The sequence below is a fragment of the Ancylobacter polymorphus genome (assembly GCF_030813495.1).
Lineage (GTDB): Bacteria > Pseudomonadota > Alphaproteobacteria > Rhizobiales > Xanthobacteraceae > Ancylobacter > Ancylobacter polymorphus.
Map to the genome: position 1 here is coordinate 185,515 of NZ_JAUSUI010000003.1, position 16,746 is coordinate 202,260.

Annotated in this window: 20 protein-coding genes; 11 read left to right on the forward strand and 9 right to left on the reverse strand. The window is 66.8% G+C overall.

Features of this window, described 5'->3' with window-relative positions; genetic code table 11:
- Positions 1 to 37 precede the first annotated feature (37 nt).
- Positions 38 to 982 carry a LysR family transcriptional regulator gene (locus tag J2S75_RS08235; RefSeq protein ID WP_244378352.1) on the reverse strand — a complete coding sequence of 315 codons (945 nt, stop codon included), beginning with the start codon at positions 980 to 982 and terminating at the stop codon, positions 38 to 40.
- 89 nt (positions 983 to 1,071) lie between these two features.
- On the opposite strand from J2S75_RS08235, the gene J2S75_RS08240 reads away from it, so the two are divergent.
- From J2S75_RS08240 to J2S75_RS08270, 7 genes are all read left to right on the forward strand, one after another.
- Complete coding sequence (locus J2S75_RS08240; protein WP_307019345.1) at positions 1,072 to 2,535, forward strand: 4-hydroxyphenylacetate 3-hydroxylase family protein; 1,464 nt, start codon at positions 1,072 to 1,074, stop codon at positions 2,533 to 2,535.
- A 12-nt stretch (positions 2,536 to 2,547) separates the two neighbouring features.
- Entirely contained in the window at positions 2,548 to 3,039 is a 492-nt protein-coding gene (locus tag J2S75_RS08245) for a flavin reductase family protein (protein WP_307019346.1), read from the forward strand.
- 46 nt (positions 3,040 to 3,085) lie between these two features.
- The gene (locus J2S75_RS08250; RefSeq protein ID WP_244378347.1) at positions 3,086 to 3,508 is read left to right on the forward strand and encodes a RidA family protein; all 423 of its coding nucleotides are present in this window, start codon (positions 3,086 to 3,088) and stop codon (positions 3,506 to 3,508) included.
- A gap of 10 nt (positions 3,509 to 3,518) precedes the next feature.
- The gene (locus J2S75_RS08255; RefSeq protein WP_307019347.1) at positions 3,519 to 4,193 is read left to right on the forward strand and encodes a DUF1028 domain-containing protein; all 675 of its coding nucleotides are present in this window, start codon (positions 3,519 to 3,521) and stop codon (positions 4,191 to 4,193) included.
- Between the two features lie 62 nt (positions 4,194 to 4,255).
- Positions 4,256 to 4,681 (forward strand): GlcG/HbpS family heme-binding protein, encoded by a 426-nt coding sequence (locus tag J2S75_RS08260; RefSeq protein WP_307019348.1) that lies wholly within the window; start codon positions 4,256 to 4,258, stop codon positions 4,679 to 4,681.
- Positions 4,678 to 5,304, forward strand: coding sequence for a glutathione S-transferase (locus J2S75_RS08265; protein ID WP_307019349.1), 627 nt, complete (start codon positions 4,678 to 4,680; stop codon positions 5,302 to 5,304). The genes J2S75_RS08260 and J2S75_RS08265 overlap by 4 nt, the downstream gene beginning before the upstream one ends.
- Positions 5,305 to 5,322: 18 nt before the next feature.
- Positions 5,323 to 5,784, forward strand: coding sequence for a type II 3-dehydroquinate dehydratase (locus J2S75_RS08270; RefSeq protein ID WP_307019350.1), 462 nt, complete (start codon positions 5,323 to 5,325; stop codon positions 5,782 to 5,784).
- Between the two features lie 25 nt (positions 5,785 to 5,809).
- Here the strand turns inward: J2S75_RS08270 and J2S75_RS08275 are convergent, their stop codons facing one another.
- Positions 5,810 to 6,841 (reverse strand): 5-oxoprolinase subunit C family protein, encoded by a 1,032-nt coding sequence (locus J2S75_RS08275; RefSeq protein ID WP_307019351.1) that lies wholly within the window; start codon positions 6,839 to 6,841, stop codon positions 5,810 to 5,812.
- Positions 6,838 to 7,599 carry a 5-oxoprolinase subunit PxpB gene (gene pxpB, locus J2S75_RS08280; RefSeq protein ID WP_307019352.1) on the reverse strand — a complete coding sequence of 254 codons (762 nt, stop codon included), beginning with the start codon at positions 7,597 to 7,599 and terminating at the stop codon, positions 6,838 to 6,840. Before pxpB ends, J2S75_RS08275 begins: the two co-directional genes overlap by 4 nt.
- Positions 7,600 to 7,681: 82 nt before the next feature.
- Here pxpB and J2S75_RS08285 point away from each other — a divergent pair, with 82 nt between their 5' ends.
- Complete coding sequence (locus J2S75_RS08285; protein WP_307019353.1) at positions 7,682 to 8,461, forward strand: LamB/YcsF family protein; 780 nt, start codon at positions 7,682 to 7,684, stop codon at positions 8,459 to 8,461.
- A gap of 107 nt (positions 8,462 to 8,568) precedes the next feature.
- On the opposite strand, the gene J2S75_RS08290 is transcribed toward J2S75_RS08285, so the two are convergent.
- Complete coding sequence (locus J2S75_RS08290) at positions 8,569 to 9,555, reverse strand: TerC family protein (protein ID WP_307019355.1); 987 nt, start codon at positions 9,553 to 9,555, stop codon at positions 8,569 to 8,571.
- A gap of 171 nt (positions 9,556 to 9,726) precedes the next feature.
- Positions 9,727 to 9,963: a hypothetical protein gene (locus J2S75_RS08295; protein WP_307019356.1), complete on the reverse strand. Its 237-nt coding sequence runs from the start codon at positions 9,961 to 9,963 to the stop codon at positions 9,727 to 9,729.
- A gap of 94 nt (positions 9,964 to 10,057) precedes the next feature.
- On the opposite strand from J2S75_RS08295, the gene J2S75_RS08300 reads away from it, so the two are divergent.
- Positions 10,058 to 10,978: a hydrogen peroxide-inducible genes activator gene (locus tag J2S75_RS08300; RefSeq protein ID WP_307019357.1), complete on the forward strand. Its 921-nt coding sequence runs from the start codon at positions 10,058 to 10,060 to the stop codon at positions 10,976 to 10,978.
- A 7-nt stretch (positions 10,979 to 10,985) separates the two neighbouring features.
- Here J2S75_RS08300 and J2S75_RS08305 read toward each other — a convergent pair whose 3' ends face one another.
- From J2S75_RS08305 to J2S75_RS08320, 4 genes are read right to left on the reverse strand one after another with little or no spacing between them, the layout of a single operon-like run.
- A complete protein-coding gene (locus tag J2S75_RS08305; RefSeq protein WP_307019358.1) occupies positions 10,986 to 11,825 on the reverse strand; it encodes a metal ABC transporter permease in 840 nt (279 codons plus the stop codon).
- Positions 11,822 to 12,688, reverse strand: coding sequence for a metal ABC transporter permease (locus tag J2S75_RS08310; protein WP_307019359.1), 867 nt, complete (start codon positions 12,686 to 12,688; stop codon positions 11,822 to 11,824). Before J2S75_RS08310 ends, J2S75_RS08305 begins: the two co-directional genes overlap by 4 nt.
- Positions 12,685 to 13,575 (reverse strand): manganese/iron ABC transporter ATP-binding protein, encoded by an 891-nt coding sequence (locus tag J2S75_RS08315; RefSeq protein WP_307019360.1) that lies wholly within the window; start codon positions 13,573 to 13,575, stop codon positions 12,685 to 12,687. The genes J2S75_RS08310 and J2S75_RS08315 overlap by 4 nt, the downstream gene beginning before the upstream one ends.
- On the reverse strand, positions 13,572 to 14,441 hold the full coding sequence (locus J2S75_RS08320) for a metal ABC transporter substrate-binding protein (RefSeq protein WP_370874109.1): 870 nt from the start codon (positions 14,439 to 14,441) through the stop codon (positions 13,572 to 13,574). Before J2S75_RS08320 ends, J2S75_RS08315 begins: the two co-directional genes overlap by 4 nt.
- A 339-nt stretch (positions 14,442 to 14,780) precedes the next feature.
- Here J2S75_RS08320 and J2S75_RS08325 point away from each other — a divergent pair, with 339 nt between their 5' ends.
- Positions 14,781 to 15,044, forward strand: a complete 264-nt coding sequence (locus J2S75_RS08325; RefSeq protein ID WP_307019362.1) for a DUF2188 domain-containing protein — start codon at positions 14,781 to 14,783, stop codon at positions 15,042 to 15,044.
- A 172-nt stretch (positions 15,045 to 15,216) separates the two neighbouring features.
- Positions 15,217 to 16,746, forward strand: coding sequence for an OpgD/OpgG family glucan biosynthesis protein (locus J2S75_RS08330; RefSeq protein WP_307019363.1), 1,530 nt, complete (start codon positions 15,217 to 15,219; stop codon positions 16,744 to 16,746).

A 16,746-nucleotide genomic window follows, 5' to 3' on the forward strand; every position in this document is an offset into this window, starting at 1 on the left:
ACAGTTTGCGGATGCACTGGATAGGCGGCGCCTATGGCTAGCGCACCGTGGCGCGCGGCGAGAGCGTGCCGGGGGCGAAGATGCCGCCGGGCGCGAACGCGTTCTTCAGATGGCGCGCGAACACTTCCACCGCCGGGCGCGGGGTTTGCCGGCGCAGGCGCAGGCTCACCAGCCGCACGGGGGGAAGGCGGTCGGTGAGCGGCACCGAGGCGACGCGACCGCCATCATGGGTGATCTGCGTGCGCGGCAGCACGTTCTGGATGGTGTAGCCGCGCCCATGGCCGACGAGGCCGCGCGTCAGCTCATAGGCGCGGGAGCGGAAGGCGATTTGCGGCTCCACGCCCACGGCGTGGAACAGGCCCATGAAATAGTCGCGCGAATGCGGCAGGTCGAGCAGGATGAACGGCTCGTCGCGCAGATCGGCGAGGCTGATGCGCTCGCGCTGCGCCAGCGGATGGTCCGGGTGCAGCACCGCATAGGGCGGCAATTCGGCCAAAGGCTCGGCCATCACCTCCTCCGGCCGGGCGAATTCATAGGACAGCGCCATCTCCGTGCGGCCGGAAATCACCGCGTCGAGGATCAGCTGCTGGTCGCCCTCGTCGAGGCTCACCGTGATGCCGGGATGGGTGCCGGCGAAGGTCGAGAGCAGGCCGGGCATGAAATGGGTGGCGATGGTCCAGAAGCAGCCCACCGCGATCTCGCCGCGCACCTCGTCGGCCATGGCGCGGGCGTTCTGGCCGAAATCGCGCGCATGGTTCAGCAGCAGCCGCGCCTCGTTGATGATGCGGGTGCCGGCGATGGTGGTCGTCACGCCTTTTGCATGGTGACGCACGAACACCTGCACCCCGTACTCCGCCTCGAACTGGGCGATGGCCGCCGAGATCGAGGGCTGCGAGACGTTCAGATGCCGCGCCGCCTCGGTGAGATTGCCGAAATCGGCCGTGGCCACGACGTAGCGCAGCGCGCGCAGCGAGATGTTCATCAGGTTTTTCTATGCCGAGAAATGAATCAAAATATTTTACCGATCTACGGGCCCAACGCAATATTTCCTGACAGGAAAAGGATGCTTCAATGATCCGCACAGGGCAGGACTATCGGCAGGGTCTTCAGGACGGCCGCGAAATCTGGATGGACGGCGAGCGGGTGAAGGATGTCACCACCCATCCCGCCTTCAAGCCGATCGTCGATGTGCGCGCCCGCATGTACGACATGGCGCATGAGGCGGCCTATCAGGACCGCCTCACCTATGTCGAGGAGAACAAGCGCAACACCATCTTCTACAAGCCGCCGCGCGAGACCAAGGACTGGACCGACAAGGTCGAGGCGGTCGATCTCGTGATGAAGGACATTGGCGGCGTCGTCACCCGCGTCGGCGACGAGACCATCGGCGAAGTCTGGTCGCTGATCGACGGCCGCGACGTGCTGGCCGAGTTCGACCCGCGCTTCGCCGACAATGTCGACAGGCACGTTCAGAACATCTTCGACAACGACATTTTCCACATCTCCGCCAACACCGATCCCAAGGGCGACCGCTCCCTGCCGCCGCAGGAGCAGGACCCCGACATGATGGTGCATGTGGTCAAGGAGACCGATGCCGGCATCGTCATTCGCGGCGCGAAGTACGAGACCGCCGCCGCCTATGCCGACCAGGCCTTCCTCAAGCCCACCGTCGGCGCCTGGACCAATGAGACGCTGTCCGACTATGCGGTGGGCGGCATCATCTCGATGAGCGCGCCGGGGGTGAAGCAGATTTGCCGCTCCTCCTTCGCCGGCCGCACCAGCCCGCAGGATTACCCGCTGGCGAACAGGTTCGACGAGGTCGAATCCCTCGTCATCTTCGACAATGTGCTGATCCCGTGGGAGAATGTGTTCTTCTACCGCCACACCAAGGCGGCGCAGTACATCCGCGCCACGCTGCACCGTTACTCGGCGTTTCCTTACGTCCATCGCCTGCTTTATGTCGCCGACATGATGATCGGCGCGGCGATGTGGAACGCCAAGCAGACCGGCCTCGACAAGCTGCAATCGGTGCGGGAGAAGCTGGCCGATCTCGTCTGCTACCGCGAGGGCATCAACGCCCATCTCACCGCCTCCATCGCGCTGGCGGAAAAGAGCCCGGGCGGGCTGCTCATGCCCAACCAGTCGCTGCTCTATGCCGGCCGCGTGCATGGCTGTTCCAACCTGCCGGCGATGATGCACATTGCCCGCGAATTGTGCGGCGGGCAGATCTGCGTCACCCCGAACGCGGCTGCCTTCCATAATGCCGGCTCGGGCGACTGGCTGAAGAAGTTCTACACGCTGAACAAGCAGTGGGAGGCGGAAGACCGCCGCAAGCTGCTGGCCTTCGCCCGCGATCTGCTCAATTCCGACTATGCAGGGCACCGGCTGACCTTCGTGCAGTTCGCCCAAGCCCCGCATTTCAACCATCTGAACGCGGTCTATAACGCCTTCGACTTCTCCGGCCCGCTGGATTTCGTCCGCAAGGCTGCCGGCCTGTCGGACAAGGTGACCGGCAAGGTCGCCGGCACCAACTGAGGAGCGATGCCGATGCACGCCATCGACCCCGCCGCCTTTCGCCACGCTATGGGCCGCACCGCCGCGGGCGTGACCGTGGTGACGAGCGACGGGGCGCATGGCCGTGTCGGCGTCACCGTCTCCAGCCTGTCCTCGCTCTCGCTGGAACCGCCCTCGGTGCTGTTCTGCCTGCACCGCGACAGCCGCTGCCTGCCGGCGCTGCTCGCCAATGGCGTGTTCGCGGCGAATATTCTTGCGCAGGGCCAGCAGCGCGTGGCCGACAGTTTCGCCGGGCTGGTGCCGGAACTGCGCGAGGACCGCTTCGGCGCGGGGGAGTGGGACGGCCTCGCCACCGGCGCGCCGCTGCTGCGCGGCGCCCTGTGCCGCTTCGACTGCCAGCTGGCCAATGTGTTCGAGCATGGCACCCACCGCATCGTCGCCGGTAATGTGGTGGCGATGGAAACCCATGCCGAACACCCGCTGGTCTATTCCAACCGAAGCTACCGCCGGCTCGAAGTGGCGTGAGCGATGGACGCCTTCTGCCTTTTCCTCTCCAGCAAAGAGTCCCTTCATGCCGACGCATAAGCGCATCCGCCCCTTCAACACCAAGCAGACCTATCCCGAGCAGAAGCTGAACAACGACCTCTCGCAGGGGGTGGTGGCGCGCGGGACCATGGTGTTCCTGCGCGGGCAGGTGGCGCAGGACCTCGACACGCGCGAGAGCCTGCATGTGGGCGACGCCGGCGCGCAGACCGCCAAGGCGATGGCGAATATCAAGATGCTGCTGGAAGAGGCGGGCAGCGAGATGGGCCATATCTGCCGCATCGTCGTCTACCTCACCGATATCCGCTATCGCGAGGCGGTGTATCAGGAGATGGGCAAGTGGATGGAGGGCGTGTTCCCCTGTTCCACCGGCCTCGTCGTGCCGGCGCTGGCGCGGCCGGAATGGCTGGTCGAAATCGAGGTCACCGCCGTCATTCCCGACGCGGCGTGAGGGCGCGCTTATGACCTTCTCCATCTCCGCCCGCTGCCCCCGCACCGGGCAGTTCGGCATCGCGGTGTCGTCTTCCTCCCCGGCGGTGGCGGCGCGCTGCGCCCATGCCCGCGCCGGGGTGGGGGCGGTGGCGACGCAGAACATCACCGATCCGACCCTGGGGCCGAAGGGGCTTGACCTGATGGCGTCCGGCCTTTCAGCGCCGGAAGCGCTGGCGCGGTTGAAGGCGGAGGGGGCGCATATCGACTACCGGCAGATCGCGCTCATCGACGCCGAGGGCCGCACCGCCGGCTTTTCCGGCGCGAAGACGCTCGGCACCCACCACATCGCCGAGGGCGAGAACGTGGTGGCGGCCGGCAACCTCCTCTCCTCGCCGCTTGTGCCGCAGGCGATGGTCGATGCCTTCTCCGCCGCTCAGGGACCCCTCGGCGACCGGCTGGTCGCCGCCATGAAAGCGGCGCTGGCGGCCGGCGGCGAGGAGGGGCCGGTGCATTCGGTGGGCATGTTGATCGTCGACACGGTGGCGTGGCCGGTGGCGGACCTCCGCGTCGATTGGCACGAGACCGATCCCATCGGCGCGCTGGCCGATCTGTGGGAACTGTGGAAGCCGCAGATGGACGCCTATGTCACCCGCGCGCTCGATCCCTCCACCGCGCCTTCCTATGGCGTGCCGGGGGATGAGTGAGCGCGCCTCGCAGCACGCAGCCCTCTCCGCCAGCCCCCCTCAAGCCAGCCCCGCGAGGCCCCATGTCCGTTACCCGCCCGGCCCTGAAGCTCACCCATGAGGGGGCGCTGAAAATGCTCGCCGCCGCCGTCGCCAAGGCGAGCGCGATGGGCGTGCCGCAGAACGTCAACATCGTTGACGAGGGCGGCAACCTCCTCGCCTTCGTGCGGATGGACGGCGCCAAGCTGCTCTCGCGCGAGACCTCGCTGTCCAAGGCGATCACCGCCGCCTCGCACCGCCAGCCGAGTTCCCGGCTGAACCCGGCCGACGAGATCAAGCTCTCGCTCGCCGCCGGCCAGCGGCTGACCAATCTGGAAGGCGGGCTGCCCATCATCATCGACGGCGTCTGCGTCGGCGGCATCGGCGTCGGCTCGGGCAAGGGGGCGGAGGATGTCGAGGTGGCGCGCGCCGCTTTGGCCGCCATCGGCGCGGAGGACCAGATCCCGTGAAGCTGCTGCACGCTCCCACATCGCCCTTCGTGCGCAAGGTCATGGTCGTCGCGCACGAGACCGGCCTCGCGGACCGTATCGAGATCGTCTTCAACGCCGCCAGCCCGCTGCAGCGCGACCCGGCGCTGACCAGCCTCAACCCGCTCGGCAAGATTCCGGCGCTGCTGCTCGACGACGGCACGGTGCTCTATGACAGCGCGGTGATCTGCGAATATCTCGCCGACCTCGCCGGCGACACCGCGATCTTCCCCACCGGCCCGGCGCGCTGGCCGGCGCTCACCCTGCAGGCGCTCGGCGACGGCCTGCTCGATGCCGCCGTCGGCCTGCGCTATGAGAACGTGATGCGGCCGGAGGCGCTGCGCTGGCCGGATTGGACGCGGGCGCAGATGGCGAAGATATCCGGCGCGCTCGATGCCATCGAGCAGTCTGTCCACACCGGCCCGATCGGACACACTGTCCACCACATCGGCCTCATCAGCCTCGGCTGCGCGCTCGGCTATCTCGACTTCCGCTATGCGGATTTGCAATGGCGCGAGGGCCGACCGGCGACGGCGGAATGGTTCGCGGGCTTCGATGCGCGCCCCGCCATGGCCGCCACCCGCCCGCGCGAGCGCACGGCCTGACATCTTCCGGAAAAGGCGTTGATTATCATGAGCTTGTCGCCCGTCCGCCTATTCGTGCTCAACGGCGCCAACACCAATCTTTACGGCCTCGACCCCACCGGCCCCTATGGCGCGCTGACGCTGGAAGATATCGCGGAAGATTGCCGCGCGCGGGCAAAAGTCCTTGGCGGAACAGTCGATTTCCGCCAGTCGAACCATGAGGGCGTGCTGGTCGACTGGATCCAGGAGGCCCGCACGGCGGCGGATGGCATCGTCATCAATGCCGGCAGTCTCTCCTACACCTCCATCGCCCTGCTCGACGCGCTGTCAGCGGTAAAAAGGCCGACGTTTCAAGTACATGTCAGCAATGTGTTCACGCGCGAGCCCTTCCGCCATCATGCCCCGCTGGCGGCGGCGGTAACGGGATGCATTATCGGCCTCGGCTCGAGCGGCTATGGCGTCGCCGTGGAAGCGTTGATCGCGCATATCCGGCGGAGATAAATCCTGTAATATCAGTGTTATACGCCTATATTCCGCTGACGGCGCCGGAGATCAGGTTGGCGCCGTAGAGCGCCTCAAGATTGAGACCGGCCCCTTCGCGTACCGGCACCATAGAGGCGATCAGCCGTTGCATCTCTGCCTCCGCCGCCCGCCGCGCCGCTTCCGCTTCCGCTACGCTCACCGCCCTGAAGCGCAGGGTCGCGCCCGGCAGCAATCGGCCGGCACGCGGCAGGTCGGCGGAGATGATGGTGGCGATTTTGGCATAGCCGCCAATGGTTTGGTGGTCGGCCAGCAGCAGGATCGGCAGGCCCGAGCCCGGCACCTGAACGGCGCCGGTGACGATGCCATCGGAGGCGATATCGGCGCCGCCACGGAACGTCAGCGGCGTCCCGTCGAGCCGCATTCCCATGCGGTCCGCCTCGCGCGAGACGCGGTAGGGGGTATGGAAGAAAGCCTCCAGCGCCGCCTCGGTGAAGGCGTCCGCCTGCGGGCCCGGCACGGCGCGCAGCGTCACCTCGGTCTCGGCCACGGGCGGGGAGGGCAGGGCAAGGCAGGGGCCCAAGTCTCTGACATTGCTTAGGTTCAACCGATCTCCTGCCGCCAGGGAGCGCCCTTCATGGCCACCGAAACCGCCCTTGAGATCGGTTGACCGCGAGCCGAGGACGGGCGGCACGTCTATCCCGCCGGCAAAGGCAAGCACCGCGCAGCCGGATCCGGCAAGCGCGCCGATCCGCACCCGCGCGCCCTCCGGCACATCGATCGCCCGCCACGCGCCGTAGCGCTGCGTTTCGCCGCCAATCGTCACCTCTGTGTCGGCCGATGCTCCAGCCAGCGCCATCCGCAATGGTCCGCCGGAGACCTCAAATGCCGGGCCAAGCAGGCGAATTTCCAGCGCTGCCGCCCCGGTCGCATTGCCCACCAGCGCATTGGCGAGCCGTAGAGCCATGCTGTCGAGCGCGCCGCATACCGGAACACCATAGGCCTGGAAACCGATGCGGCCGAGGTCCTGCACCGTGCTCTGCAGGCCGGGCTGGAGGATGCGAAAGTGGCGGGTCACGTGGAAAGCCCTTCGGTGTCAGGGACATAGCGTCCCTGCGCCACCGCCTCGGCGATGGCGGCATGGGCGTCGGCATCCACCGGCACGAACCGCACCGCGTCGCCCGGCGCGAACAGGGTCGGCGGCGCCTTGCCGGGGTCGAAGAAGCGCAGCGGCGTATGGCCGATGAGATGCCAGCCGCCCGGCGATTCCACGGGATAGATGCCCGTCATGCGCTGGGCGATGGCGACCGAGCCCGCCGGTACACGCACGCGCGGATTCGTCCGTCGCGGCAGGTCGAGCGATGCCGGCAGGTCACCGAGATAGGCGAAGCCGGGCAGGAAGCCCTGCGCATAGACCCGGTAGAGCGTGCCGGCATGAAGGGCGATCACCTCCGCTTCGCTCAGCCCGGTCGCCGCCGCGACCTCGGCGAGGTCCGCCCCGCTCGCGCCGCCATAGAGCGCCGGTATCCGCCAGATGCGGCCGGCACCGGTGCTTGTCGCCCCGTCCAGTTCAAGGTCGCCAATAAGCTGTTGCAAAGTCTCCGCATTTGTCGTGAGCGGGTCGTAATGCACCAGCAGTGAGCGGAAGCTGGGAACGGTCTCCACCAGCCCTTCCGGCGGGGCGGCGGCCAAGAGCGTGGCGGTGCGGTGGACGAGCGCGTTGATCGCGGGGTCGATGCGCTCCCCGAACTCGACCGCGAAGGCGGTGTCGCCGGCCGGCAGGAAGCGTGCCCGCGCACCCAGCCGCCGTACCCTCATCGCCGTGCCGTCCCCCATTGGTGCCTCCGCCGCGTTCCGCCCTGAAAGGCTCTGTCGTATAAGGACTTCAACGCGCCGGCATCAGCCCTGTGGAGCTTCCGTGACAAAACGCATCAACATCAATGCCGATCTCGGCGAGGGCTACGGGCATTACGCCATCGGCAATGACGACGCGATCCTTGAGATCGTCAAGAGCGTGAACGTCGCCTGCGGCCTGCATGCCGGCGACGCGACGATCATGCGCGATGTGTGCCTGAAGGCGAAGGCGAACGGCGTCTCCGTGGGCGCGCATCCCGGCTTCAACGACCTCTGGGGTTTCGGACGCCGGCAGATCCGCATGAGTGCGGACGATCTCGAATATCTCGTCGCCTATCAGCTTGGCGCCTTGGCCGGCATGGCGGCCTATGCGGGGATGAAGGTCACGCATGTGAAGCCGCATGGCGCGCTCAACAATATGTGCGCGGTGGAGCGGGACTATGCCCGCGCCGTCGCCCGCGCCATCAAGGTGGTCGACCCCTCGCTCTATTATCTCGCTTTGTCCGGCACGGAGATGGAGAGAGCGGCGGTCGATCTCGATGTGCCGGTGGCGCGCGAAGCCTTCATTGACCGGCTCTATGAGGATGACGGCAACCTGCGCGCGCGCGCCCATGGGGATGCGATGATCCGCGATCCCGCCGTCGCGGCGGAGCGTGCCGTGCGCATGGTGCTGGAGGGCGAGATCGTCTCGGTCAACGGCAGGCGCATGCCGACCCGCTTCGATTCGCTCTGCCTCCACGGCGATGAGCCTTCCGCTCTCGCTGTCGCCACGGCCTGCTGCGAGGCCCTGCGTGCGGCCGGGGTCGAACTGGTGACGCTGCCGGAGATGATGCGGGCCGAGTGACACCCAATCGACGTGGCAAAGGCCGGGCGCGCCGCCGCTATGCGGCTTCCGGCCCGGCCCCCTGAAGGCGTCGAGGAAGGCCGGCGCGGGAGCGCCGGCCTTCCTCGTTAGTGCGCGCCAAGCGCGTTCTTGCGGGTCTTCCACAGCGAGAAGACGATGCCGCCGGCAATCATCGCCACCGTCACGCCGAGCGAGATCGCCGGGTCGAGCTTGCCGTAATAGTAGTTCCAGAAGATCTTGCCGCCGATGAATACCAGCACGAGCGCCAGAGCGTATTTGAGGTATTCGAAGCGGTGCACCATGGCGGCCAGAGCGAAGTAGAGCGCGCGCAGGCCGAGGATCGCCATGATGTTGGCGGTGAAGACGATGTAGGTGTCGGTGGTGATGGCGAAGATCGCCGGCACCGAGTCGACCGCGAAGATCAGGTCGGCGATGTTGATGACCACCAGCGCCAGGAACAGCGGCGTCACCCACAGCACCATCTTGCCCGTCACCGGGTGCGGCTGGCGCACGATGAAGCGCTGGCCGTGCAGCTGCGGGGTCACGCGCAGCACGCGGGAGAGCAGGCGCACCAGCGGGTTCTTGGAGATGTCCTGTTCGCCTTCCTTGACGATCAGCATCTTGATGCCGGTGCCGATGAGGAACGCGCCGAACAGCAGCAGCACCCAGTCATATTCCTGCACCAGAGCCGCGCCGACGCCGATCATCAGGCCACGCAGCACGAGCACCGCAATGATACCCCAGACGAGGGCGCGGTACTGATAGATGCGGGGAATGGCGAAATAGCTGAAGATCAGCGAGATGACGAAGACATTGTCGATCGACAGCGCCTTCTCGATCGCATAGCCGGTGAAATACTGCATGCTGGCGTCGGCGCCGCGGGAATACCACACCCAGCCGCCGAACAGCACGGCGACGAGGATATAGAACAGCGAAAGCCTCAGGCTCTCGGCAATGCCGAGTTCCTTCTCGCCCTTGTTCAGCACGCCGAGATCGAAGGCGAGCAGGATGAAGACGACGGCGAGGAAGCTCAGCCAGAGCCAGGCGGGCGTGCCGACGATGTCGGCGGTGATCAGCGCAATCAATGTGTCCATGGGGTCCTCGGTTCAGGCTCCACGGCGCGCGACGGCACGCCGAGCTGCGGCGCCGGGGAAGGCGACGCAGCTCGTTCGTGCGGACATGCGGGGAGCATGGGTGGATTGAGGGCCGACATGGCGGCGGTGCCGTCAGAGGGACCCGGACCTCAGCTGGGGCGAAAGGGAAGGTCAGCGCAGGCGCGGGAGGGCCAGATCGGTGAAGCGCCCGGGGCGGCGCGTGGCCCGCACCTCGGCCCTCTCGCGCCCTTCGCGGCGCAGATAGTCGATCTGGGCGAGAATCTGGCGCTTGATGCGCTTGAGCGCCATCAGGCGTTCGCCATCCGGCTTCTCCCGGCGACGCTCCGCCGCGAGTTCGACATCGAGCAATTGGCTCCGGGTCGTCAACGACTTGAGGAACTGGTCCACGTCAACCTCCTTTCAACGGGGACAAGATGGCGTGGACGCGACCATAGTTCCAATGCATAGTCTTAATAGTATCGATAGCCAGGAGCTATGAGGCTTGGCCTTCCGTCCGACCCATCGCCAGTTGGAATATGCCGTGGCCCTCGCCGAGACCGGTCATTTCGGCGCGGCGGCGCGTCGCTGCCATGTCTCGCAACCCACGCTTTCCGTGCAGATCGCCCAGTTGGAAGCGCAGCTCGGCACCCCGCTGTTCGACCGCACGCCCGGCCGGGTGCAGCCCACCGCCATCGGGATGCGGGTGATCGAGGCGGCGCGCTCCGTGCTGCTGACGCTGGATGACATTGTGGCGGTGGCGGCGAGCGGGGCGCGAAATCTCGGCGGGCTGATCCGGCTCGGCGTGGCCCCGACCTTCGGCCCCTATTTCCTGCCGCATCTGCTCTCGCCCCTGCACGCCCGTTTCCCGTCGCTGCAGATCTACATCAAGGAGGAGCGCCCGGCGGCGATCCTGCGCGAGGTGGTGTCGGGCGCGCTCGACTGCGGCCTGGGGCCGGCGCCGGATTCCGGCCACGCCGTTACCTTCCGCCGGCTGTGCCGTGAAACCATTTTTCTCGGCGTGCCGAAGGATCATCCGCTCGCCGCGCTCGGCCATGTCGATCCACAGGCGCTGCGCGGCGAGAGGCTCCTCACCCTGGGGCGTGGGCATCATCTGTTCGAGCGCACGCGCCAACTCGCGGCGGCCTGCGGGGCCGAGATGCGGGAGGATTATGAGGGCACCAGCCTCGACGCGCTGCGCCAGATGGTGCTGATGGGCATGGGAATGTCGCTGTTTCCCGAGCTTTACGCCCGCTCGGAATTCCGCATGGAGGACGACATCGCCCTGCTTACCCTCGATGGCTGGCCGGCCAGCCGGGAGATGGGCTATTTCTGGCGTGCCGGTAACGGGCGGGCGGCACAGTTCGAGGAACTGGCGCGCGAGAGCGAGGCGACCTGCGCCACGCTCGGTCTCGGTTCCCGGTGAGCCCCGCTCAGCCGGCCTCGCCCGCCTCGATCCGGCGTGTCTTCAGCGAGGCGCGCAGCAGCGCGGCGATGAACACAACGCTCATAAGCAGCACGATGGTCGGCGCCGGGGCGCTGTCGAGGAAGAAGGAGAGATAGACGCCCAGCAGCGAGGCGATCACCGCCACCGCCAGCGCCGCCGCCAGCATGGCGCCGAAGGTGCGGGTGAGGAGAAAGGCGATGGCTCCCGGCGCGATCAGCATGGCGATGGCGAGGATCAGCCCGACGGCGGTGAGCGCGCCGACAATGGTGAGCGAGATGAGGCACAAAAGGCCGTAATGCAGCCACCCGACCGGCAACCCGACGGCGCGCGCCTGCACGGGATCGAAGGCGTGCAGCAGGAAGTCGCGCCACTTCAGCGCGATTACGGCCGCCACCACGGCGGCCACCAGCGCCGTCTCGCCAATATCGCGCCAGGAAACGCCGAGCATGTCGCCGAACAGGATATGGTCGAGATGCACCTCGGACTGGATCTTCACATAGAGCACCAATCCGACGCCGAACATGCCGGAGAACACGATGCCCATCACCGTGTCCTGCTTGATGCGGCTATTGTCCTTGAGATAGCCGGTCGCCACCGCGCAGAACATGCCGGCGGCGAAGGCGCCGAGCGCCAGCGGCAGGCCGACGATATAGGCCAGCACTACGCCGGGGAAAACGGCATGGGAAATGGCGTCGCCCATCAGCGACCAGCCCTTCAGCACCAGGAAGCAGGACAGCAGCGCCATCGGCACCGCCACGAGCCCGGAGATGACGAGCGCGTTGACCATGAAGTCGAACTGGAACGGGGTGAGCAGCGTCTCGATCATGTGGACGCCTCCGAACTCATGGCTTCCGCCGCCCGCCGCCGCGCGGCCAGCATGCCGTGCTTGGGCGCGAAGACGAAGGCGGCGAGGAAAACCGCCGTCTGCAGAACCACGATGATGCCGCCGGTGGCGCCGTCGAGGAAATAGCTGGCATAGGCGCCGAGAAAGCTGGTGCCGGCGCCGATGACGACGGCGATCGCCAGCAGGCGGGGGAAACGGTCGGCCAGCAGATAGGCGGTGGCGCCGGGCGTCACGACCAGGCAGATGACAAGGAAGGCACCCACGGTCTGCAGCGCAGCGACGGTGGACGCCGCCAGCAGGGTGAAGAACAGGATCTTGAGCGCCGTGGGCTTGAGGCCGATAGAGCGCGCATGCGCCTCATCGAAGAACACCGCCATCAGGTCGCGCCACTTCACCAAGAGGATGGCCAGCGAGAGCGTGCCGATGATCGCCAATTGCAGCGTGTCCTCCGGCGTGATGGTGAGGATGTTGCCGAGCACGATGGTCTGGATGTTCACCGAGGTCGGCGACAGCGAGACCATGAACAGGCCCAGCGCGAAGAAGGAGGAGAAGATCAGCCCGATGATGGCGTCCTCCCGCAGCTTGGTGCGCTGGTTGAGGAACAGCATCGCCGCCGCCGCCAGCCCGCCGGAAAAGAAGGCGCCGATGGCGAAGGGCAGGCCGAGCATATAGGCGCCGGCGACGCCGGGCACGATGGCGTGGGACAGCGCGTCGCCGATCAGCGACCAGCCCTTGAGCATGAGATAGCAGGAGAGGAACGCGCAAACCGCGCCGACAAGGGCCGAGACCCACATGGCGTTGCGCATGTATTCGTAACCGAAGGGTTCCGCCAGCAGGGCGATCACGGGGCGTTCTCCCGCGTGCGGGGCGCGCATTCGCCCTTCTCGCCGTAAAACACCAGCGGGCGCTCGTCGTCCGTCAGCACGGCGAGCTGGCGGCTGTCGTCGTCCGCGTGCAGCCCCGCGCCGCTCAGCACGAAATGGCGCAGCACGCCGCCGAAGGTCTTCTCCAGATTGGCCTCGGTGAAGGTCTCGGCCGTCGGGCCATAGGCGAGCACGGTGCCTTTCACCAGCACGGTGCGGTCGCAGAATTCCGGCACGCTGCCGAGGTTGTGGGTCGAGACCAGCATCACCCGCCCCTCGTCGCGCAGCGCGCGCAGCAAGGCGATGATCGCCTCCTCGGTCTTCACGTCGACCCCGGTGAAGGGTTCGTCGAGCAGGATCACCTTGGCGTCCTGCGCCAGTGCGCGGGCGAGGAAGACGCGCTTCTTCTGCCCGCCGGAGAGTTCGCCGATCTGCCGCTTGCGGAACTCGCTCATATTGACGCGGGCCAGCGCGTCCGTGACCGCCGCCCGGTCGGCGGCGCGGGGAATGCGCATGAAGCCCATATGGCCGTAGCGGCCCATCATCACCACGTCTTCCACCAGCACGGGGAAGTTCCAGTCCACTTCCTCGCTCTGCGGCACATAGGCGACGAGGTTGCGCTTCAGCGCCTCGGCCACACTGGCGCCGAGAATGCGGATCTCACCCGAGGCAAGGCGCACGAAGCCCATGATCGCCTTGAACAGGGTCGACTTGCCCGAGCCATTGACCCCCACCAGCGCGGTGATGGTGCCGGTGGGGATGGTGAAGCTGGCGTCGCGCAGGGCGGTGTGGCCGTTGCGATAGGTCACCGAGACGTGGCGGACGGCGAGCCCCTCGCCGGCGCTGGATAAGGCAAGCGGGGCATTCATTGCGACAACCCCTTGGCGAGGCCCTTTTCCAGCGTGCCCGTGGTGACGGTGAGAAGGTCGATATAGGTCGGCACCGGGCCGTCCGCCTCGCTCAGCGAATCCACATAGAGCACGCCGCCATAGAGCGCGCCGGTCTCCCGCGCCACCTGCTGCGCCGGCTTGTCGGAAACGGTGCTTTCGCTGAACACGGCGGGAATCTTGTTGGCGCGCACGGCGTCGATCACCTTGCGCACCTGCTGCGGCGTGCCCTGCTGGTCGGCGTTGATCGGCCAGAGATAAAGCTCCTTCAGCCCGAAATCCCGCGCGAGATAGGAGAAGGCGCCCTCGCTCGACACCAGCCAGCGCTTGTCGGCGGGAATGGCGTCGAGCTCGGCGCGGATCGGCGCGACGGCGGCCTCGATCTTCGCCTTGTAGGCGCTCGCATTGGCCGCGTAGGTCGCGGCATTCGCGGGGTCGTATTTCATGAAGGCGTCGCGGATATTGTCGACATAGATCAGCGCATTGGTGGGCGACATCCAGGCATGGGGGTTCGGCTTGCCGCTATAGGGCCCCTGCGAGATGCTGATCGGATCGACGCCGGCGGAGACGACGACGCTGGGCACACCCTTGAGATTACGGAAGAACTTCTCGAACCAGAGTTCGAGGTTCAGCCCGTTCCAGAGGATCAGCTGGGCGCCCTGCGCGCGCTGTATGTCGCCGGGCGTGGGGGCGTAGTTATGAATTTCGGCGCCCGGTTTGGTGATGGATTCCACCACCGCCGCGTCGCCGGCCACGTTGCGCGCCATGTCGGCGATGACGGTGAAGGTGGTCACCGCCTTGAATTTCGGCGCCGCCGGCGCGCTTTCCTGCGCTGCCAGGCCAGTCATACCGGAGGCAACGATACCGGCCGCCACCAGGCTCCGCAGAACCGCCCGTCTCGACCCGTGCCACATGCCCGTCTCCTCTTGCGAATGAGTTGCAAGATCATATTAGGGCGCGAATCGGAATATGCAACTGCGAATGAGTTGCAGAAATGGGGGCCCGACGGACAAGGGCATCAGGATCGCAGCAGTGTGATTTCCGGTGACACGTTCCGCTGTCATGATCGCAGCGAGCCACATCATCGTTTGAAGTGGAACGATTGGCGGGGCCCCTTCGAGGCATGAAGATCTGGACTGCCGGAACCGCGAACCCGGCTGCTCGGTTAGTTCGCGGGAGGATCATCCATGAGCCACATTCGCTACGAGATCGTCGAGCATGACGGGGGCTGGGCCTACAAGCTCGGCGACGTGTTCTCGGAAACCCATCCGACCCATGAGTCGGCCCTCGCCGCCGCGCGCGATGCCGCAGCACGGCAGTCGATCTCCGGCGAAACCCGGCCCATCGCCTATCAGGACCGCAGCGGGCGCTGGCATGAGGAGGTCGCACAGGGCGGCGATCGCCCCGAGGTGGAAGTCGAGGATACCGCCAAGGATGCCCCGCGCGTCTGAGCCGTGATCGTGGCGGCGGTCCCGCCGCTCGGCTCGCTGCGGAACGGCTTTCCCCTGCACCGCCGCCCGGCCGCGTAAATCTGCCGCACCGCACAAATCCGGGAACCCTTGGCGCCGTTGGCACTTGTCTCGGCGGGAAGGGCGTGCCGCCCTGGAACGCGCGAGGTCAGGCATGCATCGACGTCACCTGTTGCTGGGAATGGGGCTCCTGGCGATGGCGCCGGTGCCGTTCGCCCGCCTCGGCATCAGCGAAGCGTTGTCGGATGAGGAGGACCAGGTCGCGCCATTCGACGCGCAGACCGTCCGACAGCTGGCGCGCGAGATGGCGGCCAAGCCTTATCGGCCCGCTGATGGCCGGTTGCCCCGTCCGCTCGACACTCTCAGCTATGATGATTACCGCAACATCCGCTTCAATGCCGAGCGGACGCTGTGGCGCACGGAGAGCACGGGCTTTCAGGCCCAGCTCTTTCACCGCGGCTTCCTGTTCCGCGACCGTGTGGATGTGTACCAGGTGGCCGACGGCAAGGCGCACCGCATTCCCTACGACCCCGGCCTGTTCCGCTTCGAGCACGGCGTGCCGCAGCCGCCGGACCGGGCCGATCTCGGTTTCTCCGGCTTCCGCCTGCACGGGCCGATCAACCGCCCGGATTATTTCGACGAGATCGCCGCCTTTCAGGGCGCCAGCTATTTCCGCGCCGTCGGCAAGGGGCAGGTCTATGGCTCTTCGGCGCGCGGGCTGGCGGTGAAGACCGGCGATGCCGGTGGCGAAGAGTTTCCCGCGTTCCGTGCCTTCTGGCTGGAAAGGCCGCGCCCCGGCGTCGACTCGCTGGTGATCCACGCCCTGCTTGATAGCCCCAGCGCGACGGCCGCGCACCGCTTCACCATCCGCCCCGGCGACGAGACGCTGATGTCGGTGGAGATGACGGTTTATCCGCGCGTCGACATTGATCAGGTCGGCATCGGCGCGCTCACCAGCATGTTCATGTTCGGCCCCAATGACCGCGATGGCATCGATGATTTCCGCCCCATGGTGTGCGACGCCAACGGCCTCGCCATCGCCACCGGCAGCGGCGAGCGGCTCTGGCGGCCGCTCTCCAATCCGCAGCGGCTGCAGATTTCCTCCTTCGCCGTTTCCGATCTCCGGGGCTTCGGCCTCATGCAGCGCCAGCGCTCCTTCTTCGACTATCAGGACCTTGAAGCGCGCTATGAGCGCCGGCCGAGCGTCTGGGTCGAGCCGATCGGCGACTGGGGCGACGGCTCGGTGATGCTGATCGAGATACCCACGCCCGAAGAGGTGCACGACAACATCGTCGCCTTCTGGCGCCCGCGCGAGCCGCTGCGCAAGGGGCGGGAATACAGCACCACCTATCGCCTGCACTGGGGCTGGTCCGGCCCGGACCGTTCGGATGTCGGCCGGTTCGTCGCCACCCGGGTCGGCGGCAATAGCGACCGTCGTTTGTTCGTGCTCGACGTGGTCGGCGACAAGGTGAAGGAACTGCCAAGGGAGAATCTTGCCGCACGCGTCACCTCCGGCAGCGGCGAGGTTCGCGATGTGGTGCTGCAACAAAATCCCGAAACCGGCGGCTGGCGCATCTCCTTCGTGCTGGAACCGCGCGGCGCCACATTGGCCGAACTGCGCGCCGATCTTGTGCACGGCGAGGAGCGTCTGGCCGAGACCTGGGTCTATCGGTGGACGGCGTGA

Coding starts and splice junctions, on each gene's coding strand:
- J2S75_RS08235 (WP_244378352.1), bottom strand. CDS start 982: ATGAACATCTCGCTGCGCGCGCTGCGCTACGTCGTGGCCACGGCCGAT.
- J2S75_RS08240 (WP_307019345.1), top strand. CDS start 1,072: ATGATCCGCACAGGGCAGGACTATCGGCAGGGTCTTCAGGACGGCCGC.
- J2S75_RS08245 (WP_307019346.1), top strand. CDS start 2,548: ATGCACGCCATCGACCCCGCCGCCTTTCGCCACGCTATGGGCCGCACC.
- J2S75_RS08250 (WP_244378347.1), top strand. CDS start 3,086: ATGCCGACGCATAAGCGCATCCGCCCCTTCAACACCAAGCAGACCTAT.
- J2S75_RS08255 (WP_307019347.1), top strand. CDS start 3,519: ATGACCTTCTCCATCTCCGCCCGCTGCCCCCGCACCGGGCAGTTCGGC.
- J2S75_RS08260 (WP_307019348.1), top strand. CDS start 4,256: ATGTCCGTTACCCGCCCGGCCCTGAAGCTCACCCATGAGGGGGCGCTG.
- pxpB (WP_307019352.1), bottom strand. CDS start 7,599: ATGGGGGACGGCACGGCGATGAGGGTACGGCGGCTGGGTGCGCGGGCA.
- J2S75_RS08290 (WP_307019355.1), bottom strand. CDS start 9,555: ATGGACACATTGATTGCGCTGATCACCGCCGACATCGTCGGCACGCCC.
- J2S75_RS08305 (WP_307019358.1), bottom strand. CDS start 11,825: ATGATCGAGACGCTGCTCACCCCGTTCCAGTTCGACTTCATGGTCAAC.
- J2S75_RS08315 (WP_307019360.1), bottom strand. CDS start 13,575: ATGAATGCCCCGCTTGCCTTATCCAGCGCCGGCGAGGGGCTCGCCGTC.
- J2S75_RS08320 (WP_370874109.1), bottom strand. CDS start 14,441: ATGACTGGCCTGGCAGCGCAGGAAAGCGCGCCGGCGGCGCCGAAATTC.
- J2S75_RS08325 (WP_307019362.1), top strand. CDS start 14,781: ATGAGCCACATTCGCTACGAGATCGTCGAGCATGACGGGGGCTGGGCC.
- J2S75_RS08330 (WP_307019363.1), top strand. CDS start 15,217: ATGCATCGACGTCACCTGTTGCTGGGAATGGGGCTCCTGGCGATGGCG.